31 protein-coding genes and 1 pseudogene are annotated in these 22,983 nt (G+C 69.6%); 29 read left to right on the forward strand and 3 right to left on the reverse strand.

What is annotated here, in order from left to right; translation table 11 throughout:
• The first annotated feature begins 122 nt into the window (after window positions 1-122).
• The 21 genes from rplN (at window position 123) to truA (ending at window position 12,980) form a co-directional block, all read left to right on the forward strand.
• The gene (gene rplN, locus AN218_RS15180; protein ID WP_028433256.1) at window positions 123-491 is read left to right on the forward strand and encodes a 50S ribosomal protein L14; all 369 of its coding nucleotides are present in this window, start codon (window positions 123-125) and stop codon (window positions 489-491) included.
• A 2-nt stretch (window positions 492-493) separates the two neighbouring features.
• Window positions 494-817, forward strand: coding sequence for a 50S ribosomal protein L24 (rplX, locus tag AN218_RS15185; protein ID WP_070008924.1), 324 nt, complete (start codon window positions 494-496; stop codon window positions 815-817).
• Window positions 817-1,377: a 50S ribosomal protein L5 gene (gene rplE, locus AN218_RS15190; protein ID WP_070017419.1), complete on the forward strand. Its 561-nt coding sequence runs from the start codon at window positions 817-819 to the stop codon at window positions 1,375-1,377. The genes rplX and rplE overlap by 1 nt, the downstream gene beginning before the upstream one ends.
• A 2-nt stretch (window positions 1,378-1,379) precedes the next feature.
• A complete protein-coding gene (locus AN218_RS15195) occupies window positions 1,380-1,565 on the forward strand; it encodes a type Z 30S ribosomal protein S14 (RefSeq protein ID WP_070008926.1) in 186 nt (61 codons plus the stop codon).
• Between the two features lie 240 nt (window positions 1,566-1,805).
• Window positions 1,806-2,204, forward strand: a complete 399-nt coding sequence (gene rpsH / locus AN218_RS15200) for a 30S ribosomal protein S8 (RefSeq protein WP_070017420.1) — start codon at window positions 1,806-1,808, stop codon at window positions 2,202-2,204.
• Between the two features lie 23 nt (window positions 2,205-2,227).
• Window positions 2,228-2,767 (forward strand): 50S ribosomal protein L6, encoded by a 540-nt coding sequence (gene rplF / locus AN218_RS15205; RefSeq protein WP_070017421.1) that lies wholly within the window; start codon window positions 2,228-2,230, stop codon window positions 2,765-2,767.
• Window positions 2,768-2,770: 3 nt separating this feature from the next.
• Window positions 2,771-3,154: a 50S ribosomal protein L18 gene (gene rplR / locus AN218_RS15210; RefSeq protein WP_070017422.1), complete on the forward strand. Its 384-nt coding sequence runs from the start codon at window positions 2,771-2,773 to the stop codon at window positions 3,152-3,154.
• A gap of 43 nt (window positions 3,155-3,197) precedes the next feature.
• A complete protein-coding gene (gene rpsE / locus AN218_RS15215; protein ID WP_028433263.1) occupies window positions 3,198-3,800 on the forward strand; it encodes a 30S ribosomal protein S5 in 603 nt (200 codons plus the stop codon).
• A complete protein-coding gene (gene rpmD, locus AN218_RS15220; RefSeq protein ID WP_070017423.1) occupies window positions 3,800-3,982 on the forward strand; it encodes a 50S ribosomal protein L30 in 183 nt (60 codons plus the stop codon). Before rpsE ends, rpmD begins: the two co-directional genes overlap by 1 nt.
• Before the next feature lies 1 nt (window position 3,983).
• Window positions 3,984-4,439: a 50S ribosomal protein L15 gene (rplO, locus tag AN218_RS15225; RefSeq protein WP_070017424.1), complete on the forward strand. Its 456-nt coding sequence runs from the start codon at window positions 3,984-3,986 to the stop codon at window positions 4,437-4,439.
• A 158-nt stretch (window positions 4,440-4,597) separates the two neighbouring features.
• The gene (secY, locus tag AN218_RS15230; protein ID WP_070017425.1) at window positions 4,598-5,911 is read left to right on the forward strand and encodes a preprotein translocase subunit SecY; all 1,314 of its coding nucleotides are present in this window, start codon (window positions 4,598-4,600) and stop codon (window positions 5,909-5,911) included.
• Complete coding sequence (locus AN218_RS15235) at window positions 5,911-6,594, forward strand: adenylate kinase (protein WP_070017426.1); 684 nt, start codon at window positions 5,911-5,913, stop codon at window positions 6,592-6,594. Before secY ends, AN218_RS15235 begins: the two co-directional genes overlap by 1 nt.
• A gap of 177 nt (window positions 6,595-6,771) precedes the next feature.
• Window positions 6,772-7,608, forward strand: coding sequence for a type I methionyl aminopeptidase (map, locus tag AN218_RS15240; protein WP_070017427.1), 837 nt, complete (start codon window positions 6,772-6,774; stop codon window positions 7,606-7,608).
• A 208-nt stretch (window positions 7,609-7,816) separates the two neighbouring features.
• Complete coding sequence (infA, locus tag AN218_RS15245) at window positions 7,817-8,038, forward strand: translation initiation factor IF-1 (protein ID WP_003948620.1); 222 nt, start codon at window positions 7,817-7,819, stop codon at window positions 8,036-8,038.
• Between the two features lie 63 nt (window positions 8,039-8,101).
• Window positions 8,102-8,215, forward strand: coding sequence for a 50S ribosomal protein L36 (gene rpmJ, locus AN218_RS15250; protein WP_003956441.1), 114 nt, complete (start codon window positions 8,102-8,104; stop codon window positions 8,213-8,215).
• A gap of 218 nt (window positions 8,216-8,433) precedes the next feature.
• Window positions 8,434-8,814 (forward strand): 30S ribosomal protein S13, encoded by a 381-nt coding sequence (gene rpsM / locus AN218_RS15255; protein WP_070017428.1) that lies wholly within the window; start codon window positions 8,434-8,436, stop codon window positions 8,812-8,814.
• A 67-nt stretch (window positions 8,815-8,881) separates the two neighbouring features.
• Window positions 8,882-9,286: a 30S ribosomal protein S11 gene (rpsK, locus tag AN218_RS15260; RefSeq protein ID WP_028433270.1), complete on the forward strand. Its 405-nt coding sequence runs from the start codon at window positions 8,882-8,884 to the stop codon at window positions 9,284-9,286.
• A 25-nt stretch (window positions 9,287-9,311) separates the two neighbouring features.
• Complete coding sequence (gene rpsD, locus AN218_RS15265; RefSeq protein WP_070017429.1) at window positions 9,312-9,938, forward strand: 30S ribosomal protein S4; 627 nt, start codon at window positions 9,312-9,314, stop codon at window positions 9,936-9,938.
• Window positions 9,939-10,088: 150 nt separating this feature from the next.
• Entirely contained in the window at window positions 10,089-11,111 is a 1,023-nt protein-coding gene (locus AN218_RS15270; protein WP_070017430.1) for a DNA-directed RNA polymerase subunit alpha, read from the forward strand.
• A gap of 198 nt (window positions 11,112-11,309) precedes the next feature.
• Entirely contained in the window at window positions 11,310-11,891 is a 582-nt protein-coding gene (gene rplQ / locus AN218_RS15275) for a 50S ribosomal protein L17 (RefSeq protein WP_070017431.1), read from the forward strand.
• Window positions 11,892-12,071: 180 nt separating this feature from the next.
• Entirely contained in the window at window positions 12,072-12,980 is a 909-nt protein-coding gene (gene truA, locus AN218_RS15280) for a tRNA pseudouridine(38-40) synthase TruA (RefSeq protein WP_070017443.1), read from the forward strand.
• Between the two features lie 73 nt (window positions 12,981-13,053).
• Here the strand turns inward: truA and AN218_RS15285 are convergent, their stop codons facing one another.
• Window positions 13,054-13,899 carry a hypothetical protein gene (locus AN218_RS15285; RefSeq protein WP_171908687.1) on the reverse strand — a complete coding sequence of 282 codons (846 nt, stop codon included), beginning with the start codon at window positions 13,897-13,899 and terminating at the stop codon, window positions 13,054-13,056.
• 535 nt (window positions 13,900-14,434) lie between these two features.
• On the opposite strand from AN218_RS15285, the gene rplM reads away from it, so the two are divergent.
• The 3 genes from rplM (at window position 14,435) to glmM (ending at window position 17,189) form a co-directional block, all read left to right on the forward strand.
• Entirely contained in the window at window positions 14,435-14,878 is a 444-nt protein-coding gene (rplM, locus tag AN218_RS15290; protein ID WP_070017433.1) for a 50S ribosomal protein L13, read from the forward strand.
• Window positions 14,879-14,920: 42 nt separating this feature from the next.
• Window positions 14,921-15,424 (forward strand): 30S ribosomal protein S9, encoded by a 504-nt coding sequence (gene rpsI, locus AN218_RS15295; protein ID WP_070017434.1) that lies wholly within the window; start codon window positions 14,921-14,923, stop codon window positions 15,422-15,424.
• 406 nt (window positions 15,425-15,830) lie between these two features.
• Window positions 15,831-17,189 carry a phosphoglucosamine mutase gene (gene glmM / locus AN218_RS15300; RefSeq protein ID WP_070017435.1) on the forward strand — a complete coding sequence of 453 codons (1,359 nt, stop codon included), beginning with the start codon at window positions 15,831-15,833 and terminating at the stop codon, window positions 17,187-17,189.
• 600 nt (window positions 17,190-17,789) lie between these two features.
• Here glmM and coaA read toward each other — a convergent pair.
• Entirely contained in the window at window positions 17,790-18,734 is a 945-nt protein-coding gene (gene coaA, locus AN218_RS15305; RefSeq protein WP_070017436.1) for a type I pantothenate kinase, read from the reverse strand.
• A 197-nt stretch (window positions 18,735-18,931) separates the two neighbouring features.
• Between coaA and AN218_RS15310 the strand changes: the two genes are divergently transcribed.
• From AN218_RS15310 to AN218_RS15325, 4 genes and pseudogenes are all read left to right on the forward strand, one after another.
• Window positions 18,932-19,192 carry a hypothetical protein gene (locus AN218_RS15310; protein ID WP_107421459.1) on the forward strand — a complete coding sequence of 87 codons (261 nt, stop codon included), beginning with the start codon at window positions 18,932-18,934 and terminating at the stop codon, window positions 19,190-19,192.
• 169 nt (window positions 19,193-19,361) lie between these two features.
• Window positions 19,362-20,078: pseudogene (locus AN218_RS15315) on the forward strand (glutamine--fructose-6-phosphate aminotransferase); the annotation flags it as partial.
• Window positions 20,079-20,167: 89 nt separating this feature from the next.
• Window positions 20,168-20,536, forward strand: coding sequence for a holo-ACP synthase (locus tag AN218_RS15320; RefSeq protein ID WP_070017438.1), 369 nt, complete (start codon window positions 20,168-20,170; stop codon window positions 20,534-20,536).
• 93 nt (window positions 20,537-20,629) lie between these two features.
• A complete protein-coding gene (locus AN218_RS15325; RefSeq protein WP_070017439.1) occupies window positions 20,630-22,093 on the forward strand; it encodes a bifunctional ADP-dependent NAD(P)H-hydrate dehydratase/NAD(P)H-hydrate epimerase in 1,464 nt (487 codons plus the stop codon).
• Window positions 22,094-22,141: 48 nt separating this feature from the next.
• Here AN218_RS15325 and AN218_RS15330 read toward each other — a convergent pair whose 3' ends face one another.
• Window positions 22,142-22,630, reverse strand: a complete 489-nt coding sequence (locus AN218_RS15330) for a GNAT family N-acetyltransferase (RefSeq protein ID WP_070017440.1) — start codon at window positions 22,628-22,630, stop codon at window positions 22,142-22,144.
• 126 nt (window positions 22,631-22,756) lie between these two features.
• On the opposite strand from AN218_RS15330, the gene AN218_RS15335 reads away from it, so the two are divergent.
• Window positions 22,757-22,983, forward strand: a 227-nt coding sequence (locus tag AN218_RS15335; protein WP_171908688.1) for an alanine racemase, incomplete at its 3' end; no start/stop codon positions are given.

Below are 22,983 nucleotides of genomic sequence, written 5' to 3' on the forward strand. Positions count from 1 at the left end.
GCAAGGGAATTGGCTTGGCAATCAGCCTGGGGACCCCCAGGACAGTTCCGCCAGGCTCGGCAGGGCACGTCCCGCACGGGATGTGACCCTGCCGGGAACCGGCAGACGATCAGGAGATAGACGTGATCCAGCAGGAGTCCCGGCTGCGCGTCGCCGACAACACGGGTGCGAAGGAGATTCTCACCATCCGTGTGCTCGGCGGTTCGGGCCGGCGCTACGCGGGCGTCGGTGACGTCGTCGTCGCTACCGTCAAGGACGCGATCCCGGGCGGGAACGTGAAGAAGGGCGACATCGTCAAGGCCGTCATCGTGCGCACCGTCAAGGAGCGCCGCCGGCCCGACGGCTCGTACATCCGCTTCGACGAGAACGCGGCGGTCATCCTCAAGAACGACGGTGACCCCCGCGGCACCCGCATCTTCGGCCCGGTCGGCCGGGAGCTGCGCGAGAAGAAGTTCATGAAGATCATCTCGCTCGCGCCGGAGGTGCTGTGACGATGAAGATCAAGAAGGGCGACCTGGTCCAGGTCATCACCGGCAAGGACAAGGGCAAGCAGGGCAAGGTCATCGTGGCCTACCCCCGCGAGGACCGCGTCCTGGTCGAGGGTGTCAACCGGGTCAAGAAGCACACCAAGGCCGGCCAGACCGCCCGTGGTTCGAAGACCGGCGGGATCGTGACGACCGAGGCTCCGGTCCACGTGAGCAACGTGCAGCTCGTGGTGGAGAAGGACGGCAACAAGGTCGTCACCCGCGTCGGGTACCGCTTCGACGACGACGGCAACAAGATCCGCGTTGCCAAGCGGACCGGTGAGGACATCTGATGACTGCCACCACTGAAGCCCCGCGCCTCAAGCAGCGCTACCGCTCCGAGGTCAAGGGCAAGCTGCAGGACGAGTTCACGTACGAGAACGTCATGCAGGTGCCCGGCCTGACCAAGATCGTGGTCAACATGGGTGTGGGCGACGCCGCCCGCGACTCCAAGTTGATGGACGGTGCCATCAAGGACCTCGCCACGATCACCGGTCAGAAGCCGGCGGTGACGAAGGCCCGCAAGTCCATCGCGCAGTTCAAGCTGCGTGAGGGCATGCCGATCGGCGCGCACGTCACGCTGCGCGGCGACCGGATGTGGGAGTTCCTGGACCGCCTGCTGTCCCTCGCGCTGCCGCGCATCCGCGACTTCCGCGGTCTGTCGCCGAAGCAGTTCGACGGGCGGGGCAACTACACCTTCGGTCTCACGGAGCAGGTCATGTTCCACGAGATCGACCAGGACAAGATCGACCGGGTCCGGGGCATGGACATCACCGTGGTCACCACGGCGACCAACGACGACGAGGGCCGGGCCCTGCTTCGTCACCTCGGCTTCCCGTTCAAGGAGAACTGACCATGGCTAAGAAGGCCCTGATCTCCAAGGCCGCCCGCAAGCCCAAGTTCGCGGTCCGCGCGTACACGCGCTGCCAGCGTTGCGGCCGTCCGCACTCCGTCTACCGCAAGTTCGGCCTGTGCCGCGTGTGCCTTCGTCAGATGGCGCACCGTGGCGAGCTGCCGGGCGTCACCAAGAGCTCCTGGTAACCCGTCGCCCGCCCTCCACCGCGGGGGGCGAGCGGACACGGGTCAACCAGGGCTCTCGGTAAGTGCATCAAGGCCGACGGGTGTCCGCCGCACTGCTCTCGCAGCAGCCGCGCCGGCCGCCCGCCGTCCATGACCGTCTTACTACGCCGTAGGTCCCCGCGCCCCACCTGTCCCGTCCCGGTACGGGGAGAAGGAGGGCGCATACAGGAAACCCCGGCGAGAGAGGCCGAAGGCCATCACATGACAATGACCGATCCGATCGCGGACATGCTGACGCGTCTGCGGAACGCGAACTCGGCGTACCACGACTCCGTCGAGATGCCCCACAGCAAGATCAAGTCGCACATCGCGGAGATCCTGCAGCAGGAGGGCTACATCACCGGCTGGAAGACCGAGGACGCCCTGGTCGGCAAGAGCCTCGTGCTGGAGCTGAAGTTCGGGCCGAACCGCGAGCGTTCCATCGCCGGCATCAAGCGGATCTCGAAGCCGGGCCTGCGGGTCTACGCGAAGTCCACCAACCTGCCCAAGGTGCTCGGCGGCCTGGGAGTGGCGATCATCTCCACCTCCTACGGACTGCTCACCGGCCAGCAGGCACAGAAGAAGGGCGTGGGCGGGGAAGTCCTCGCCTACGTCTGGTAACGGAAGGGAACGGAGGAAAAGCAATGTCGCGTATCGGCAAGCTCCCCATCCAGGTTCCCGCCGGTGTGGACGTCACCATCGATGGCCAGGCGGTCGCGGTGAAGGGGCCCAAGGGCTCCCTCGCGCACACGGTTGCCTCGCCCATCGAGATCGGGAAGGGCGAGGACGGCGCACTGGTCGTCTCCCGTCCGAACGACGAGAGCAGGAACAGGGCCCTGCACGGCCTGTCCCGCACGCTGGTGGCGAACATGATCACTGGCGTGACCACGGGATTCAGCAAGGACCTCGAGATCAGCGGCGTGGGTTACCGCGTCCAGGCCAAGGGCTCCAACCTGGAGTTCTCGCTGGGCTACAGCCACCCGATCCTGGTCGAGGCCCCGGAGGGCATCTCGTTCAAGGTCGAGTCGCCGACCAAGTTCTCGGTCGAGGGCATCGACAAGCAGAAGGTCGGCGAGGTCGCCGCCAACATCCGCAAGCTGCGCCGTCCCGACCCGTACAAGGCCAAGGGCGTGAAGTACGCGGGCGAGACCATCCGCCGCAAGGTCGGAAAGGCTGGTAAGTAAGCCATGGCATACGGCGTGAAGATCGCCAAGGGCGATGCCTACAAGCGTGCCGCCGCCAAGCGCCGTCACATCCGCATCCGCAAGAAGGTCTCGGGCACGCCCGCCCGTCCCCGCCTTGTGGTGACGCGTTCGAACCGTCACATGGTCGCGCAGGTCGTGGACGACCTCGCCGGTCATACCCTGGCCTCGGCGTCGTCGCTCGACACGTCGATCCGCGGTGGTGACGGGGACAAGAGCGCTCAGGCGAAGCAGGTGGGCGCACTCGTCGCCGAGCGTGCGAAGGCCGCGGGCATCGAGGCCGTCGTGTTCGACCGCGGCGGAAACAAATACGCAGGGCGGATTGCCGCTCTGGCTGACGCCGCCCGTGAGGCCGGGCTCAAGTTCTGAGCCTGTTCCCGCGCTGAGCGGACAAAGGAGAGAGGTAATTCCAATGGCTGGACCCCAGCGCCGCGGTGGCGGCGCCGGTGGCGGCGAGCGTCGGGACCGCAAGGGCCGGGACGGCGGCGCCGCCGCCGAGAAGACCGCGTACGTTGAGCGCGTCGTCGCGATCAACCGCGTGGCCAAGGTTGTGAAGGGCGGTCGCCGCTTCAGCTTCACCGCGCTGGTCGTGGTGGGCGACGGCGACGGCACCGTGGGTGTCGGATACGGCAAGGCCAAGGAGGTGCCGGCCGCCATCGCCAAGGGTGTCGAGGAGGCCAAGAAGCACTTCTTCAAGGTCCCCCGCATCCAGGGCACCATTCCGCACCCGATCCAGGGTGAGGAGGCTGCGGGCGTCGTGCTCCTCAAGCCGGCTTCTCCCGGTACCGGTGTGATCGCCGGTGGCCCGGTGCGTGCCGTGCTGGAGTGCGCGGGCATCCACGACGTGCTCAGCAAGTCGCTCGGCTCCGCGAACCCGATCAACATCGTGCACGCCACGCGTGCGGCGCTTCAGGGCCTTCAGCGTCCCGAGGAGATCGCCGCCCGCCGTGGTCTGCCGCTCGAGGACGTGGCGCCCGCCGCGCTGCTCCGCGCCCGTGCCGGGGTGAGTGCGTAATGGCTCGCCTGAAGATCACGCAGACGCGTTCCGTCATCGGTACGAAGCAGAACCACAGGGACACGCTGCGGACGCTCGGGCTGAAGAGGGTTCGCGACGTGTCCGTACGCGAGGACCGTCCCGAGGTGCGCGGCATGCTGCACAGCGTCCAGCACCTCATCACGGTCGAGGAGGTCGACTGAGATGGCGGACGACAAGCCGCTGAAGGTCCACAACCTCCGGCCGGCCCCGGGCGCCAAGACCGCCAAGACCCGTGTGGGTCGCGGTGAGGCGTCGAAGGGCAAGACGGCCGGACGTGGCACCAAGGGCACGAAGGCCCGTTACCAGGTTCCGGAGAACTTCGAGGGCGGGCAGATGCCGCTGCACATGCGGCTGCCCAAGCTGAGGGGCTTCCGTAACCCTGCCCACAAGCAGTTCCAGGTCGTGAACTTGGAGAAGCTGGCCGAGCTCTACCCCAAGGGTGGCGAGGTCACGGTGGCCGATCTGGTCGCCAAGGGCGCGGTGCGCAAGAACGAACTCGTCAAGGTGCTCGGCACCGGCGATGTGTCAGTGGCGCTGACGGTGACCGTCAACAAGGTCTCCGGCTCCGCCAAGGAGAAGATCGCCGCCGCCGGCGGCACCGTCACCGAACTTGACTGAGTTCGTTGGCTGACAGGGCCGGGGACGTCCCAACGGGGCGTCCCCGGTCCGTCGTTCCACGGGGGCACCGTCGCCGGTAAGGTGGCGGGCACTGTTGGTATCTGTCGACCCCAAGACCGTCACCTCTCGCGCGAGACGCGGGGGGCGCAGGAGGCACCGTGCTCACCGCGTTCGCCCGGGCGTTCCAGACGCCCGACCTGCGAAAGAAGCTGTTGTTCACGCTCGGCATCATTCTGCTCTTCCGGTTGGGACAGCACGTACCGGTGCCCGGTGTCAGCTTTGAGAACGTCAACCAGTGCATGAACGAGGCCAAGGGGAACCAGGGTCTCTTCGGGCTGGTCAATATGTTCAGCGGTGGCGCGCTGCTTCAGTTGACCATTTTCGCGCTCGGCATCATGCCGTACATCACCGCGAGCATCATCCTTCAGTTGCTCGTCGTGGTCATTCCGCGGCTGGAGGCGCTGAAGAAGGAAGGCCAGGCCGGACAGGCCAAGATCACGCAGTACACGCGTTATCTGACGGTCGCGCTCGCGATCCTCCAGGCGACGGGCCTCGTCGCCACCGCGCGCAGTGGCACCCTCTTCCCGCAGTGCCAGGTCCGCGACCAGATCATCCCGGACCAGTCGGTGTTCGCCACCGTCACGATGGTGATCTGCATGACCGCCGGCACGGCGTTCATCATGTGGCTCGGCGAGCTGATCACCGACCGCGGCATCGGCAACGGCATGTCCATCCTGATGTTCATCTCGATCGCCGCGGGCTTCCCCGGCGCTCTGTGGTCCATCAAGAAGCAGGGCAAACTCGCCGACGGCTGGATCGAGTTCGGCGCCGTGATCATCAGCGGTCTCGCCATGGTCGCCCTCGTCGTGCTGGTCGAGCAGGCACAGCGCCGTATCCCGGTGCAGTACGCGAAGCGCATGATCGGGCGCCGCAGTTACGGCGGTACGTCCACCTACATTCCGCTGAAGGTCAATCAGGCGGGTGTGATCCCGGTCATCTTCGCGTCCTCGCTGCTCTACATCCCCGCGCTGATCGTTCAGTTCAGCGGATCGCAGGCCGGCTGGGCGCAGTGGATCCAGGCGCACTTCGTGAAGGGTGACCACCCGCTCTACATCGTCACGTACTTCGTGCTGATCGTTTTCTTCGCCTTCTTCTACGTCGCCATCTCCTTCAACCCCGAAGAAGTCGCCGACAACATGAAGAAGTATGGTGGCTTCATCCCGGGCATCCGGGCAGGTCGGCCCACTGCGGAGTACCTGAGCTATGTGCTGAACCGCATCACATGGCCGGGGTCTCTGTATCTCGGACTGATCGCTCTGGTGCCGACCGTCGCGCTGATCGCGTTCGGTGCCCAGCAGAACTTCCCGTTCGGCGGGACGAGCATTCTGATCATCGTGGGCGTCGGGCTTGAGACCGTGAAGCAGATCGAGAGCCAGCTTCAGCAGCGCAATTACGAAGGGTTCCTCCGCTGATGCGTATCGTCCTGGTCGGACCGCCTGGCGCGGGCAAGGGAACGCAGGCGGCGTTCCTCGCTGAGAACCTGTCGATTCCGCACATCTCCACGGGCGACATCTTCCGCGCCAACATCAGCCAGGGCACGGCGCTCGGGCAGCAGGCCCAGGAGTACATGCGCGCGGGCCAGCTCGTCCCGGACGAGGTCACGATCGGCATGGCCAAGGACAGGATGGCCGAGCCGGACGCGGCGAACGGCTTCCTGCTCGACGGCTTCCCGCGCAACATCGCGCAGGCGGAGGCGCTCGACAGCGCCCTCGAAGAGCGGGCGCAGAAGCTCGACGCCGTGCTCGACCTGGAGGTCCCCGAGGAAGAGGTCGTCAAGCGGATCGCGGGCCGCCGCATCTGTCGCAGCGACAGCAGCCACGTCTTCCACGCGGAGTACACCCCGCCGAAGAAGGCCGGTGTGTGCGACGTCTGCGGCGGCGAGCTCTACCAGCGCGACGACGACCGCGAGGAGACCGTACGCAAGCGGCTGGCCGTCTACCACAGCGAGACCGAGCCCATCATCGATCACTACAAGCGCCAGGACCTCGTCACGACCATCTCGGCGCTGGGCGAGGTGAGCGAGGTGACCGAGCGCGCGATGGAGGCCCTCGAGGCCGCTGACGACTCGGTGCCCGACGGCTCGGTCGCCGACTGACGGGCCTCAGCGATCTGTGACCGGCTTCGCCTGCGGTCGCGGTGCCCGGGCAGGGGACCGCGACCGCAGGCGTATGCGGCACACTGAGTGAGCGGGACGCCCGGCCCGCCGCACTGTACGACGTACGACCTCTGCTCGATCCCCGGACATCCCCGTCAGGACAGGAAGGCCCGCCGCATGGTGGAGATCAAGACCCCCGAACAGATCGCCAAGATGCGTGAGGCGGGCCTGGTCGTCGCCGCGATGCACGACGCGTGCCGTGCGGCGGCGGTGCCCGGCGCCACCACGAAGGACCTGGACGAGGTCGCCGCGAAGGTGCTCGCCGACCACGGCGCGAAGCCCAACTTCCTTGGCTACGGCGGCTTTCCGGGCAACATCTGCACCTCCGTGAACGACATCGTCGTCCACGGCATCCCCGACCGGGAGACCGTCCTCAAGGACGGCGACCTGCTGTCCATCGACGCCGGCGCGATCATCGACGGCTGGCACGGCGACGCCGCCATCACCGTCTTCGTGGGCGAGGGCCACTCCGCCGAGCAGCGCGAGCTGAGCCGCGTCACGGAGGAGTCGATGTGGGCGGGCCTGGCCGCCGTACGCAAGGGCAACCGGCTCGTCGACGTCTCCCGCTCGATCGAGGGGTACATTCGGCGCCAACCGCGGCCGGCCTCCGGCTCGTACGGCATCGTCGAGGACTACGGCGGGCACGGCATCGGCTCCCAGATGCACATGGACCCGCATCTGCTGAACTACGTCGACCGCCGCCGCGGGCGCGGTCCCAAGCTGGTGCCCGGCTTCTGCCTGGCCATCGAGCCGATGGTGACCCTGGGCACCCCGAAGACGCACGTGCTCTCGGACGACTGGACGGTCAAGACGAACGACGGTTCCTGGTCGAGTCATTGGGAGCACTCCGTCGCGCTCACCGAGCAGGGCCCGCTGGTGCTGACCGCGCCCGACGGGGGCAAGGCGAAGCTCGCCGAGTTGGGGATCACGGCCGCTCCCGACCCGCTGGCCTGACCTCCCGTACGGTGTCCGCGCCCGTACGGTCCGTACGCGGAGCAGGTTCTGGACGGCGGTGCTGTGCATAACGATCTTGGTAGCCGGGGAGGCTACCCGAATTCGTCTTTGCGGGGCCCGTACCGTAGACTGGCTCGTCGGTCCCGGGGCATCGGTATGCCCGGGGGTCACCCCAGGTAGCCGATCCCGGAAGGTGAAGCGCTAGAGCATGGCCAAAAAACAAGGGGCCATCGAGATCGAGGGCACGGTCGTCGAGTCTCTGCCGAATGCGATGTTCAAGGTGGAGCTTCAGAACGGGCACCAGGTTCTCGCGCACATCAGCGGCAAGATGCGGATGCACTACATCCGTATCCTTCCCGACGACCGGGTCGTAGTGGAGCTCTCTCCGTACGACCTGACCCGCGGGCGGATCGTCTACCGCTACAAGTAGCTCGACAGATCGAGCCGTTGACCCCGTCAGCGGGGCGGCGGCCTGACCCGGAGAACCTCATTCATGAAGGTCAAGCCGAGCGTCAAGAAGATCTGCGACAAGTGCAAGGTGATCCGCCGTCACGGCCGGGTCATGGTCATCTGCGACAACCTGCGCCACAAGCAGCGCCAGGGCTGACGCGGCACCGACCACACCCTTCGCACAGATCGCACTCTTCGCGCGACGCAAGCGACAAGTACATACGCAGTCACCCGACCCCCCGCCTGGTCATGCTTGTCGGTGGGGACGACACCCCCGGTCGGAGGCCGGGGACTCTGTGCAGCACGGCGCCACGGCGCCCGCGGACAGGGGACGGTGCTGCGGCAGACCTCCGCAAAGCAATCAGGAGCCAAGGAATGGCACGCCTCGCAGGCGTCGACCTCCCGCGCGAGAAGCGCGTCGAGGTCGCCCTCACCTACGTCTTCGGCATCGGTCGCACGCTTGCCCAGAAGACCCTGGGTGAGACCGGCATCAACCCCGACACCCGGGTGCGGGATCTGGGCGAGGAAGACCTCGTCAAGATCCGCGAGTACGTGGACAACAATCTCCAGGTCGAGGGTGACCTCCGCCGTGAGATCCAGGCCGACATCCGCCGCAAGGTCGAGATCGGCTGCTACGAGGGCCTGCGGCACCGCCGCGGTCTCCCCGTCCACGGCCAGCGCACCAAGACCAACGCCCGCACCCGCAAGGGCCCGCGTCGTGCGATCGCCGGCAAGAAGAAGCCGGGCAAGAAGTAGTCCGCACCGGACACGCCGCAAGCGGTCCGTGCTGCAGGACCGACCACCTCCACAGGAGTAAATCCATATGCCACCGAAGGGCCGTACGGCCGGCGCCAAGAAGGTGCGCCGCAAGGACAAGAAGAACGTCCCCGCCGGGCACGCTCACATCAAGAGCACGTTCAACAACACCATCGTCTCGATCACCGACCCGACCGGCAACGTGATCTCCTGGGCCTCCGCCGGCCACGTCGGCTTCAAGGGCTCGCGGAAGTCCACGCCGTTCGCGGCGCAGATGGCTGCCGAGAACGCCGCGCGCCGCGCTCAGGAGCACGGGATGCGGAAGGTCGACGTCTTCGTGAAGGGTCCCGGCTCCGGCCGTGAGACCGCGATCCGCTCTCTCCAGGCCACGGGTCTCGAGGTCGGCTCCATCCAGGACGTCACCCCGACCCCGCACAATGGCTGCCGCCCGCCCAAGCGCCGCCGAGTCTGACCAGCTGAATCAGGAGAACTAAACAATGGCGCGTTACACCGGGGCCGACTGCAAGCGTTGCCGTCGGGAGAAGCAGAAGCTCTTCCTCAAGGGGAGCAAGTGCGAGAGCGCGAAGTGCCCGATCGAGATCCGTCCTTACCCCCCGGGTGAGCACGGTCGCGGGCGCACCAAGGACTCCGAGTACCTGCTGCAGAAGCGTGAGAAGCAGAAGGCAGCGCGTATCTACGGCGTCCTGGAGAAGCAGTTCCGCGGGTATTACAACGAGGCGAACCGCCTCCAGGGCAAGACGGGTGACAACCTGCTGCGCATTCTGGAGATCCGTCTCGACAACGTGGTCTACCGGGCCGGTTTCGCCAAGTCCCGTGACCACGCCCGCCAGTTGGTCAGGCACGGACACATCACGGTCAACGGCCGTAAGACCGACATCCCGTCGGCGCGTGTGTCCGTGAACGACATCATCGAGGTCCGCGACTCCTCCCGTAGCCTCACGCCTTTCCAGGTGGCGGCTGCGGAGGCCGGCGAGAAGACCGTTCCGGCGTGGCTGGAGGCCATCCCGTCGAAGATGCGGATCCTCATCCACTCGCTGCCCGAGCGCCAGGTGATCGACACCCAGGTGCAAGAGCAGTTGATCGTCGAGCTGTACTCGAAGTAGTCCGGGTACGACCGGCGGTCCGCCGCCGGATTCCGCTCGAAACAGCGGTTCAACCGGGGTGGGTGGTACGGCTCCTGAACGGGCCGTACCACCCGTACCCTGTCAGTACGGCATCAAATAGCGGTTGCCGAAGACTGGAGGCATCACCACATGCTGATCGCTCAGCGCCCGTCCCTGACCGAAGAGGTCGTCGACGAATTCCGCTCACGGTTCGTGATCGAGCCGCTGGAGCCGGGTTTCGGCTACACCCTCGGTAACTCCCTGCGTCGTACGCTCCTCTCCTCGATCCCCGGTGCGGCTGTCACCAGCATCCGGATCGACGGTGTCCTGCACGAGTTCTCGACCGTGCCGGGCGTCAAGGAGGACGTCACCGACCTCATCCTCAACATCAAGTCCCTCGTCGTCTCCTCCGAGCACGACGAGCCGGTCGTGATGTACCTGCGCAAGCAGGGCCCCGGCCTGGTCACCGCCGCGGACATCGCGCCGCCGGCCGGTGTCGAGGTGCACAACCCCGACCTGGTCCTCGCCACACTCAACGGCAAGGGCAAGCTGGAGATGGAGCTGACGGTCGAGCGCGGCCGCGGCTATGTCTCCGCCGTGCAGAACAAGCAGATGGGCCAGGAGATCGGGCGCATCCCGGTCGACTCCATCTACTCGCCGGTGCTCAAGGTCACGTACAAGGTCGAGGCGACCCGTGTCGAGCAGCGCACCGACTTCGACAAGCTGATCGTCGACGTCGAGACCAAGCAGGCCATGCGCCCGCGCGACGCCATGGCCTCGGCGGGCAAGACGCTGGTCGAGCTCTTCGGCCTGGCCCGCGAGCTGAACGTCGACGCCGAGGGCATCGACATGGGTCCGTCCCCGACGGACGCGGCACTCGCCGCCGATCTGGCGCTGCCCATCGAGGAGTTGGAGCTGACCGTCCGCTCCTACAACTGCCTCAAGCGTGAGGGCATCCACTCGGTGGGCGAGCTCGTGGCCCGCTCCGAGGCGGACCTGCTCGACATCCGTAACTTCGGTGCGAAGTCGATCGACGAGGTCAAGGCGAAGCTCGCCGGCATGGGTCTGGCCCTCAAGGACAGCCCGCCCGGATTCGACCCGACGGCCGCCGCCGACGCCTTCGGCGCGGACGACGACACGGACGCCGGGTTCGTCGAGACCGAGCAGTACTGACGAGCGGTACCGATCCGCGTACGCGGTTCTGATCTCCGGGGCGGTACGCCGCCTCGTCGCCCGGCCGGGAATCCGCCCGGCCGGGCTTCCCCTCGGGCCCGGCGGCCCGGGAGGAACCCACCTTCCGGTACCTGATACGGCCGGAACTGCCACCGGTACCTGATACGGCCGGTGCAGGAACAGCGAAGGAGAAGCACGATGCCGAAGCCCACCAAGGGTGCCCGTATGGGCGGCAGCGCCGCGCACCAGAAGGCGATGCTGGCGAACCTCGCCACGGATCTCTTCGAGCACGGCCGCATCACCACCACGGAGGCGCGGGCCCGTCGGCTGCGTCCCGTCGCGGAGCGTCTGATCACCAAGGCGAAGAAGGGCGACCTGCACAACCGTCGCCAGGTCATGCGCTCGGTCACGGACAAGAGCGTGGTCCACACCCTCTTCACCGAGATCGGTCCCCGCTACGAGAACCGGCCGGGTGGCTACACCCGCATCACCAAGATCGGCAACCGCCGTGGCGACAACGCGCCCATGGCCGTGATCGAGCTGGTGGAGGCCCTCACCGTGCAGCAGCAGGCTGTGGGCGAGGCCGAGGCCGCCACCAAGCGGACGGCCAAGGACGCGGAGAAGAAGCCCGCGGCGAAGAAGTCCACCGCCAAGAAGGCCGCAGCCGAGGACTCCGACAAGGAGGCCAAGGAGGCCGAGGAGGCGGAGACGGCGGAGGCCGAGACCGACGCCGACGCCGAAGGCACTGAGTCCGCGGACGAGAAGTCCAAGGACGCCTGACGCTCGTCGAGTTCGTGAGCGGGCCCGTTCCCTTCGGGGGGCGGGCCTGTTCGTTCTTCACCGGGTCGTACGGTCAACGGGGCGGCGGCGCAGGGCACTTGGGGCCGCCGGGACGCCGTACGAGGCACAGCAGCGGGCCGCAGGGGCCCAGAGGACAGGAGGAACGGCCGCGTGACCGACGTGACGGACGCGGTGCCGCCCGGCAAGGTACGGGTCCGGCTCGACCTGAGCTACGACGGCAGGGACTTCTCCGGCTGGGCCCGGCAGCGCGGCCGCCGAACGGTACAGCAGGAGATCGAGGACGCGATCCGCGTCGTCCTGCGACTCGGTCCGCGTGACGGGGACGGGGACGAAAGCGCGGACGCGGCCGTGGAGTTGACGGTCGCGGGCCGTACGGACGCCGGGGTGCACGCACGCGGCCAGGTCGCCCACGTCGACCTGCCCGAGCCGGTATGGGCCGAGCACGGCGGCCAGTTGCTGCGGCGGCTGGCGGGGCGGCTGCCGATGGACGTGCGGGTGTGGCGGGTCGCCGCGGCGCCCGAGCACTTCAACGCGCGCTTCTCGGCGGTCTGGCGCCGCTACTCCTACCGCGTCAGCGACCACCCCGGCGGCGTCGACCCGCTGCTGCGCTCGCACGTGCTGTGGCACAACTGGCCGCTGGACGTCGACGCGATGAACGCCGCGGCCCAACACCTCCTGGGCGAGCACGACTTCGCCGCGTACTGCAAGAAGCGCGAGGGCGCCACCACCATCCGTACGCTCCAGCGGCTGCGCTGGGAGCGGCATCCCGACGGCGTACTGGAGGCGACGGTGCAGGCCGACGCCTTCTGCCACAACATGGTGCGCTCGTTGGTCGGGGCGATGCTCTTCGTCGGCGACGGGCACCGGCCGCCGGAGTGGCCGGGGGAGGTCCTGGCGAAGCAGGTACGGGACTCGGCCGTGCACGTCGTACGGCCGCACGGGCTGACGCTGGAGGAGGTCGGCTACCCGCCGGACGGTGAGCTGGCGGCGCGCAACTCGGCGGCGCGCAACCGGCGTTCGCTGCCCGGGGCGGACACCGGCGTCTCCGGGGCGGGCTGCTGCGGCTGAGCGCCGCTGAACGCGGTGGACCGCCGGCCCCGGGGATCCCGGCGGGCCCCAAGTGGCCGTTGTGCCGGGGCCGTTACTCGGGCGAGGCGCCCACGGCCTCCGCCGCCTGGTCCTTGCCGCGCTTGAGGATGCGGGCGTAGGCGTAGGTGGAGCCGTCGCGGCCCGCCTGCTCCGCCTCGCTGTCGGCGGCGGTGGACGGCTTGCCGTTGGTACGTCCGGAGATGGTGAAGTAGGCGTACCGGCCATAGGAGTTGGCGGTCGTACGGCAGGTGACCGTACGGCAGAAGTCCGGGACTCCGCCGCCCTTGAGGGCCACGAGGTTCGGCTTGTACTGCTTCTTCACCTCGGACGCCGTCTTCGCGTCGTCGAAGACGGCGATGCCCACGGTGACGGCGAGGCCGCCGCGCGTGTAGGTGGCGCGGAAGAGGTTCTCGCAGTCGTTCTTGCTGAGCACGGGGCCGAGACCGGCATGCGCCGCGTCCGTGCACCCCTTGCTCGTATCGGTCGAAGCACGCTTGTACGGACGGCCGTTGATGCTGACGCTCTTGGACGGGTAGAGCGTGCCGACGTTGAGCGGGGCCTTGTCGCGCTTGGCGTCGGAGACGAAGTCGCGGGGCGGCGGGGGCGGCGGCGGTTCGTCCTTGAACGTCGGGCCGGGCTGCCCGGTGTTCGACGGCAGATCCTCGGGGGTGGGCAGGCTCTCGGACGGCTTGTCGGAGGCGTCGCTCCCGCCGTCGTTCTCGTTGACCACCGCGAGGGCGACGATGCCCGCGACGACGACGGTGGCGAGCGCGCCGGCGCCGACGATCATCCACCGGCGGCGCTTCGCACGTTCCCGTTCGGACTCGTCGGCGAGCGCCTCCCAGTCCGGGGTGGAACCTCCTGGACCCGGATCGGGTCCACCCTGCCCAAAGCTCATGGGCGCATCATATTCGGTCGGTTCCGGGGTAATGCCACCGCGAGAACACGCCGTCGGTGCGGTGCTGCGGCTGAACTGCGGCGGGGGAGCGGCGAGTTGAGGAACGAGTTGAGACCGAGGCGCGGAACCGGCCGCGCCCGGGTCCACGGGCGGCCGGATCGCGGGGCGGCGCTGAGGTGCCGGGCCGGGGGTCCGCCGGGACCGGTCCTGGCCCGTCGTAAGAGGGCGGCAACGCCGGTCGACGGGCCCGTACGGCCCGCTTTGACCCGTACGGGTGCGCCCCGGTAAGCTGCCGGTTCGTTGTGTATTGGCTTGCTCATTCTCACGTGGGAGGGCCTTGCACCCGGCCCACCGGCCGATGATCAGCGACCAGCACAGGCGGCCCGCGTCACCGCGGTGCGGTCAAGGCTGATGTGATCGCCAGGTGGCCTTGTCAGGACCTTTCCCGGTGCCCCTCGCGGGTGCGGGGAGACCCGTCCTCCGGTCCCCATCGGGACAGGGGGAGACCCCACTAGCAGAAGCGAAGGCTACGACAGTGCGTACGTACAGCCCCAAGCCCGGCGATGTTCAGCGCCAGTGGCACGTCATCGACGCGCAGGACGTTGTCCTGGGCCGTCTGGCCACGCAGGCCGCCACCCTTCTCCGGGGCAAGCACAAGCCGGTGTACGCGCCTCACGTCGACACCGGTGACTTCGTCATCATCGTCAACGCCGACAAGGTGCACCTGTCCGGCAACAAGCGGACTCAGAAGATGGCCTACCGCCACTCCGGCTACCCGGGCGGCCTCCGGTCCGTCCGCTACGACGAGCTGCTGGAGAAGGACCCGGCGAAGGCCGTGGAGAAGGCCGTCAAGGGCATGCTCCCGAAGAACACGCTGGGCCGTCAGATGCTCTCGAAGCTCAAGGTCTACGCGGGCGACCAGCACCCCCACGGTGCTCAGCAGCCCGTGCCGTACGAGATCAGCCAGGTCGCGCAGTAAGTCCGGCCACCGCCCCGATACAGAGAGAAGTTGAGGAGAACCGTGGCCGAGACCACTGCTGAGACCCCCGTCGAGGGCGTCGAGGAGTACACGACCGAGACCCCCGAGGCGCCGGAGGAGTTCACCTCCGAGTCGCTCGCATCCCGCTTCGGCGACCCGCAGCCGGCCGCCGGCACCGGGCGCCGCAAGAACGCCGTCGCCCGTGTCCGCATCATCCCGGGCAGCGGCAAGTGGAAGATCAACGGTCGCACCCTTGAGGGCTACTTCCCCAACAAGGTGCACCAGCAGGAAGTCAACGAGCCCTTCAAGGTGCTCGAGCTGGACGACCGGTACGACATCGTCGCCCGCATCAACGGCGGCGGCATCTCGGGCCAGGCGGGCGCGCTGCGCCTCGGTGTGGCCCGTGCGCTGAACGAGGCGGACGCGGACAACAACCGCGGCCCGCTGAAGAAGGCCGGCTTCCTCACGCGTGACGCTCGGGCCGTCGAGCGGAAGAAGGCCGGTCTGAAGAAGGCCCGTAAGGGCACGCAGTACAGCAAGCGCTGACGCGCAGTTCAGACTGCGCCGTCGCGCAGCGGACATGAAGCGCCCCGGGGGTACGAAACCGTGCCCCCGGGGCGTTCGTCTATGGAGATGACGGCTGAGGACGGCGGCGGGGCGGTTCGCGTACCGCCGCGCGTACGACCCGCGTGCACTCGGTATACAACGCGTCGACGACGGGCACTTTTGCTGAGTGCGGGCGGCGTGTGCGCGTGCCGGGCACGGGGAGCGCGGAAGACCGGGGCGCGGCGGATACCTTGCACGGACGGGGACGGGCCCGCACCTTCGCAGGGACCGGGTGGTGTCCGGTCCGTATTCGCCTCATACGCGGCTCGTATACAGCTCGTATCCGGCGGTCGGGAAACCGCCCTCGGCCCGTACTCGGACTCGACTCGACTCGGAGGAACCACAAGTGGGACGTCTCTTCGGAACGGACGGTGTGCGCGGTGTCGCCAACGAGGGCCTGACCGCCGAGCTGGCGCTCGGCCTGTCGGTCGCGGCGGCTCATGTGCTCGCTGAAGTGGGCTCGTTCGAGGGGCACCGGCCGGTGGCCGTGGTCGGACGGGATCCGCGGGCGTCCGGGGAGTTCCTGGAGGCCGCCGTCGTCGCGGGCCTGGCCGGGGCCGGTGTGGACGTGCTGCGCGTCGGCGTGCTGCCCACCCCCGCGGTCGCCTACCTCACCGGGTCGCTCGGCGCGGACCTCGGCGTGATGCTCTCCGCCAGCCACAACCCCATGCCCGACAACGGCATCAAGTTCTTCGCGCAGGGCGGTCACAAGCTCGCCGACGAGTTGGAGGACCGTATCGAGGCGCTGTACCGCGAGCACGGCACCGGCCAGCCCTGGGTCCGTCCGACGGGCGCCGACGTCGGCCGCGTCCGCGACTACGACGAGGGCTTCGACAACTACGTCGCGCATCTCATCGGCGTGCTGCCGAACCGGCTCGACGGTCTGAAGATCGTCATCGACGGGGCGAACGGCGCCGCTTCGCGGGTCTCGCCCGAGGCGTTCGCGCGCGCCGGCGCCGAGGTCGTCACCATCGGCGCCGACCCCGACGGCCTCAACATCAACGACGGCTGCGGCTCGACGCACCTCGACGGGCTGCGTGCCGCCGTCGTCGAGCACGAGGCGGACTTCGGCGTCGCGCACGACGGCGACGCGGACCGCTGCCTGGCCGTCGACGCCCGGGGCGGGACGGTCGACGGCGACCAGATCCTCGCCGTCCTCGCCGTGGGCATGCGGGACGCCGGCCGACTGCGCAAGGACACCGTGGTGGCCACGGTCATGTCCAACCTCGGCTTCAAGCTGGCCATGGGACGCGAGGGGATCGAACTGCTCCAGACCGCAGTCGGCGACCGCTATGTGCTGGAGGAGATGAAGCGCGGCGGGTACGCGCTCGGCGGCGAGCAGTCCGGGCACGTGATCGCGCTCGACCACGCGACGACCGGGGACGGCACGCTCACGGGTCTGATGCTCGCGGCACGCGTCGCCGAGACGGGCAAGCCGCTCGCGGAGCTGGCGAGCGTGATGGACCGCCTGCCGCAGGTGCTGATCAACGTGCGGGACGTGGACAAGAGCCGCGTCGAGACCTCCGGCGAACTGGCCGCCGCCGTCACCGAGGCCGAACGCGAACTGGGCGAGACGGGGCGGGTGTTGCTGCGTTCCTCGGGCACCGAGCCGCTGGTACGGGTGATGGTCGAGGCCGCCGACAGCGAACAGGCGGAGTCGGTGGCGAACCGGCTGGCGGATGTGGTGAAGAGCTCGCTGGGCTGAGGCGGGCGGGCCGGGGCCCGCGGTTGTATGCGGCTGGTGTACGGGCGCTGGGGCGTGCGGTGTACGGGGTGTATACGGCTGGCTCTGGTGGTTCCGGCGCTCTCGAGGGTGCGGCTCCGCGTCGGGTACGGCGGGGTGCTGGTGTGCCGTGGGTGTACGCGCTGTATACGGATGTCATGCCGTCCCGGGTGGTCCCGGTGGCTGCTTGTGGGTGCGCTCCGCACGATGCGTGCACGAGCTGTATACACGGGCGCTCCGGTGCTCTGGGGTCAGCGCGTGTGTGCTCCGTGCAATGTGCGTACGCCTTGTATACGCGGCGTTCTGAGATGGCCGGCGTGTGGCTTGTGCGGCGGCGCCATACCGTGTGCGTACGCGTCGTATACCAGCGTTCCGCGCTCTCCGGCGCGACCCGTGCGGTGCGCCACACCACGCGCGTACGCGTCGTATACCGGCATCCCCGGGGCAGCACACTGTGTGCGTACGAGCTGTATACCAGCGCTCCCCGATATACCGGCACGGCCCGTGCCGAGCCCCCCACACCACGTGCACACGAGCTGTATACCGGCCCGCACCCCGCCCATCCCTCGCCCCGCCCACCCCTCACAACCTCCGCAGTGACAGCCGCCGGACCCTGTGGTCCGCGCCCTTGTGGAGTTGGAGCGTCGCGCGGCCCCGTGTCGGGGCGATGTTCTCCCGGAGGTTCGGCTCGTTGACCGTGCGCCAGGTGTGCCGCGCGTACTCGAGCGCCTCCTCCTCCGGCACCCGCGTGTAGCGGTGGAAGTACGAGCGGGGGTCCTGGAAGGCCGTCTCGCGCAGGGCGCGGAAGCGCTGCAGGTACCAGGTCTCGATGTCGCTCGTACGGGCGTCGACGTAGACGGAGAAGTCGAAGTGGTCGGCGACGGCGAGGCGGGTGCGGCCGTCGCGGCCGGGCAGTGCCGGCTGGAGCACGTTGAGCCCTTCGAGGATGAGGATGTCGGGCCGCCGTACCGTCAGTTGCTCCCCGGGGACCCGGTCGTAGACGAGGTGCGAGTAGACCGGGGCGGTCACCTCCGGCTTGCCCGCCTTCACGTCGGCGACGAAGGAGAGCAGCGCGCGGCGGTCGTAGGACTCGGGGAAGCCCTTGCGGGACATGAGGCCGCGTTCGCGTAGTTCGGCGGTCGGCAGCAGGAAGCCGTCCGTTGTGACGAGTTCGACGCGCGGGTGCTCCGGCCAGCGGGCCAGCAGTGCTCGTAGCAGTCGCGACACCGTGGACTTGCCGACCGCGACGCCGATCACGAACGGAGCGCCGCGCCCGCCGCCGTCCCGCCCCCGCCCGGCGTCGCCGAGGAAGGTGTTGACGGCGTCGCGCAGCCCGTGTGTGGCCGCGACGTAGAGGTTGAGCAGCCGGGAGAGCGGGAGGAAGATCTCGCGTACCTCGTCGAGGTCGACGGCGTCGCCCAGCCCGCGCAGTTCCTCGACCTCGGCCGCGGTCAGCGGCAGCGGGGTGCGTTCGCGCAGTGCGCTCCACTCCGCGCGCGAGAGGTCGGCGTACGGCTTCGTCGGCACCCGGCCATTCTCCGCGTACGGCCCCCGACCGGAACCGGCAGGGGCGCATACGGAGAGGTCACAGCCCGGGTGCGGCACCGGAGCGGTACCGGATCGGGTCAGGAAACGGAATCTGTCCGGGGCGGCTGCGACCCTCGCGTGAAAAGAAGATGTGAGGACGGTGTACGCGCGGAGGGTTTTGCCGCTACGTTCCCGGCATGTCCCTGCGCATCGGCCGCATGAGCCTGAAGTACCGCATACGAAGACGACCCGTCCTGCCCGCTTCCGCACGGAACGGGGACTTCGCGGCCCGCATACAGAGCGATCTCGCGCTCGACGACCTCCCTGACGAGGACCTGGCCGAGGATCTCTCCGAGAGCCTCGACATGTACGTCCTCGGCAGCAAGCCCCGGTGCGAGGAAGCGGAGTATCTGGAGCTGATGGAGGACGCCATAGAGCGCATAGCGCGCGAGAGTTGAGCCGCCGCCCTCCGCGTCTCCGTTCGTTTCGTCCACGTCCGCCTCCGCGTTTCCGTCCGCCCCGTCCCGTCCTCATCAAGCATCGCCGTCCGCGTCTGCGGCCCCCGGGCCGTCGGCCGGGCGGCCGTCCGCGCGCAGGGCCCGTCCCGGACGCGTCTAGGGTTCTCGCATGTGCGGAATCGTTGCGTACGCGGGAGGGCGTTCCGTCCTCGGTGTCCTGCTCGACGGGCTGCGCCTGCTGGAGCGTCCCGGCTACGACTCCGCCGGAGTCGCCCTGCTCGTCGACGGCGGGCTGGCCGCGGCGAAGAAGGCGGGCACGTTCGAGGACATGCGGCAGGAGCTGAGGGCGCGTCCGCTGCCCGACGCGACGACCGGGATCGGGCACATCCGCAGCGCCACACACGGTCCGCCCACCGACGTCAACGCTCATCCGCACCTGGACGATTCGGGGCGCGTCGCCGTCGTACAGAACGGCGACATCGCCGACCACGAACGGCTGCGGGCCGAACTGGCCGCCCGCGGCCATGAGTTGGTCTCGCAGACCGACACCGAGGCCGCGGCGCATCTGCTCGCCGAGCACTTCTCCTCCTGCGGCGACCCGGCCGAGGCCATGCGCCAGGTCTGCCGCCGGCTCACCGGCGCCTTCGCGCTGGTGGCGGTGCACGCCGAGGAGCCCGACGTGCTCGTCGGCGGGTGCCGCGGCCTGCCGCTCACGGTGGGGACGGGCGACGGCGAGACGTTCCTCGCCTCCGACCCGGCGGCCTTCGCCCCGCACACCCGGGAGGCGGTCGACGTCGCCGACGGACATGTGGTGACGGTGCGGCCCGAGGGCGCGTGGATCACGGATCTGGACGGGGTACGGGCGGACCCGGTCCCGTACGAGGTACGGATCGGGAACGGCGGCCCCGGCAGCACCGACCGGACAGGCACGGGCACGGGCTCCGGAACCGGCGGCGAGACCCTCGGGGGCGTCCGGTGATCGTGGGAGTCGGCATCGACGTGGCCGCCGTCGACCGCTTCGGCGAGGCCCTGGAACGTACGCCTCAGCTCGCCGAACGGCTCTTCGTGGAGGCCGAGTTGTGGCTGCCGAGCGGCGGACGGCGCGGTGTCGCCTCGCTGGCTGCACGGTTCGCCGCGAAGGAGGCGCTCGCCAAGGCCCTGGGTGCGCCCGGCGGCCTGAGCTGGACCGACGCCGAGGTCGTGCAGGCCGACTCGGGGCAGCCCTCGCTGACCGTACGCGGGACGGTCGCCGCGCGGGCCGAGGCGATGGGGGTACGCGGGTGGCATGTGTCCCTGTCGCACGACGCCGGGATCGCCTCCGCCGTGGTGATCGCCGAAGGCTGAGGCTCCTCCCCGGCCGCGCACACCTCCTCCCCGCCGGGTCCGTCCGTCCCGTCCGTGTGGTCCCCTCAGATGCCGGGCCGTCAGACTGGGGGCATGAGGACTGCGTACAGCGTCGAGACCGTACGGGCCGCCGAGCGTGAGCTGATGGACCGCGTGCCACCGGGAGCCCTGATGCAGCGGGCTGCGGCGGGGCTCGCCGCGGCGTGCGCCGGGATGCTGGGACGTACGTACGGCAGCCGGGTCGTGCTGCTGGTCGGCAGCGGCGACAACGGCGGCGACGCGCTCTACGCCGGTGCCCGGCTCGCCCGCCGCGGAGCGGGTGTGAGCGCCGTACTGCTGTCGCCGGAACGCGTCCACGAGGGCGGGCTGTCGGCGCTGCGGGCGGCCGGCGGCCGGGTGCTGACGGCGCCGGGCGCGGTCGTCGAGGGAGCGGCGGTCCCGGTGGAGCCGGTCATCGCCCGCGCCGACCTCGTCGTGGACGGGATCGTGGGGATCGGCGGCAGCGGCGGTCTGCGGCCCGCGGCCGTGGAGTTGCTGGAGCTGGTGCGCTCGCCGGTCGTGAGCGTGGATCTGCCCAGCGGTGTGGACGCGGACACGGGCGAGGTCTCCGGTGTGGCGGTACGGGCCGACGCGACGGTCACCTTCGGCGCGTACAAGCCGGGACTGCTGATCGACCCCGCGCGCGAGCACGCCGGGGCGCTGCGGCTGATCGACATCGGGCTCGGGCCGTATCTCGGCGACCGTCCGGCCGTCGAGGCCCTCCAGCACCGGGACGTCGGCGAACTGCTGCCCCGGCCGGGCCCGGAGAGCGACAAGTACCGGCGGGGCGTGGTCGGCATCGTCGCCGGGTCGGCGCGCTATCCGGGCGCGGCCGTGCTCGCGGTGTCGGGAGCGCAGCGCGGCGGCGCGGGCGCCGTACGGTACGTGGGCCCCGCCGCGGACGCCGTGGTCACGCGCCACCCCGAGACGCTGGTCTCGCAGGGACCGCCGAGCAAGGCGGGACGGGTGCAGGCGTGGGCCGTCGGATCGGGCCTGGGGGAGGACAAGGACCGGCTGGAGGACGTGCTTCCGGCCGACGTGCCGCTGCTCATCGACGCCGACGGACTGCGTCTCGCGGACGAGGCGGCGCTGCGCGCCCGCAGCGCTCCGACCGTGCTGACCCCGCACGCCGGGGAGGCGGCGGCGCTGCTCGGCCGGGAGCGCGCGGACGTCGAGGCGCACCGCCTGGCCTCGGCACGCGAACTGTCCGACCGTACGGGCGCGACCGTGCTGCTCAAGGGGTCGACCACGCTCGTCGTCGGGCCCGGCGGCGTCCGCGTCAACCCGACGGGCAGCGGCTGGCTGGCCACCGCCGGGACCGGGGACGTGCTGTCCGGGCTGATCGGTTCGCTGCTCGCCGGGGGGCTGGACGCGCTGGACGCGGCCTCCGCCGGTGCGTATGTGCACGGTCTGGCGGGGCGGTTGTCGCCGCGTCCGGCCGGTGCCTCGGATGTGGCGGAGGCGCTGACCGCGGCCTGGCGCGACCTGCTGCGCGGCGGCGGACCCGGGACGGACTGAGTCCCTGGGCCCTCTCCGGGAGACCCGGCCGCCGCTCGCTTCCGGCAGTCAGCCGAGGTGCTTCTCGAAGAAGTGCTCCGCGTACGGATCGTCGTGGTATCGCGGGATCTCCCCGTAGCCGTGCCGTGCGTAGAGCCGCCGTGCCTCGACGAGGTCGCCGCGGGTGTCCAGCCGTACGGCCGTCGCGCCGAGGTCCGCCGCGGCCTCCTCGGCGGCGGTCAGCAGCCGGGAGCCGAGGCCGTGCCGGCGGTCCTCCGGGCGCACCCAGACCCGCTTGAGCTCGGCGGTCTTCGGACCGATGAGCCGCACGCCCGCGCACCCGGCGGCGCGGCCGCCCTCCGTCCGGTGCCGTACGACGAGGAGGACGCCGCGCGGCGGTGTCAGGTCCGCCGGGGACATGCCCGCGAACTCCTCGTCGATCTCCGTGGGCGTCGCGGGACGTCCGTAGTAGCGGCTGACGACTTCGTCGAGGTACGCGCGGTGCAGGGCGACGGCGTCCCCGCCGACGGCCGGTTCGCGCGCGATGGCCCAGCTCATGCTCCGTATTCTCCGCACCCCCGCAAGCGGTTTTCCCCGCCGCGTACGGAGACGTGGAGAGGACGAGGAGAGGCAGGGAGACACGTGGAGAAAGGCCGTACGGGGGCCACCTGAGACACTGAGACCGTGAACGACCGCTCCAGCCCCACGACTTTCCCCGGGCCGCCCGCCGCCGAAACGCTACGGGCGCGCGCCGAGATCGACCTCGACGCCGTACGCGCCAACGTCCGTACGCTGCGCGCCTGTGCGCCGCGCGCCGAGCTGATGGCCGTCGTGAAGGCGGACGGCTACGGGCACGGCGCCGTTCCGTGCGCCCGCGCGGCGCGCGAGGCGGGCGCCGCCTGGCTGGGCAC

The organism is Streptomyces nanshensis, assembly GCF_001751255.1.
GTDB lineage: Bacteria > Actinomycetota > Actinomycetes > Streptomycetales > Streptomycetaceae > Streptomyces > Streptomyces nanshensis_A.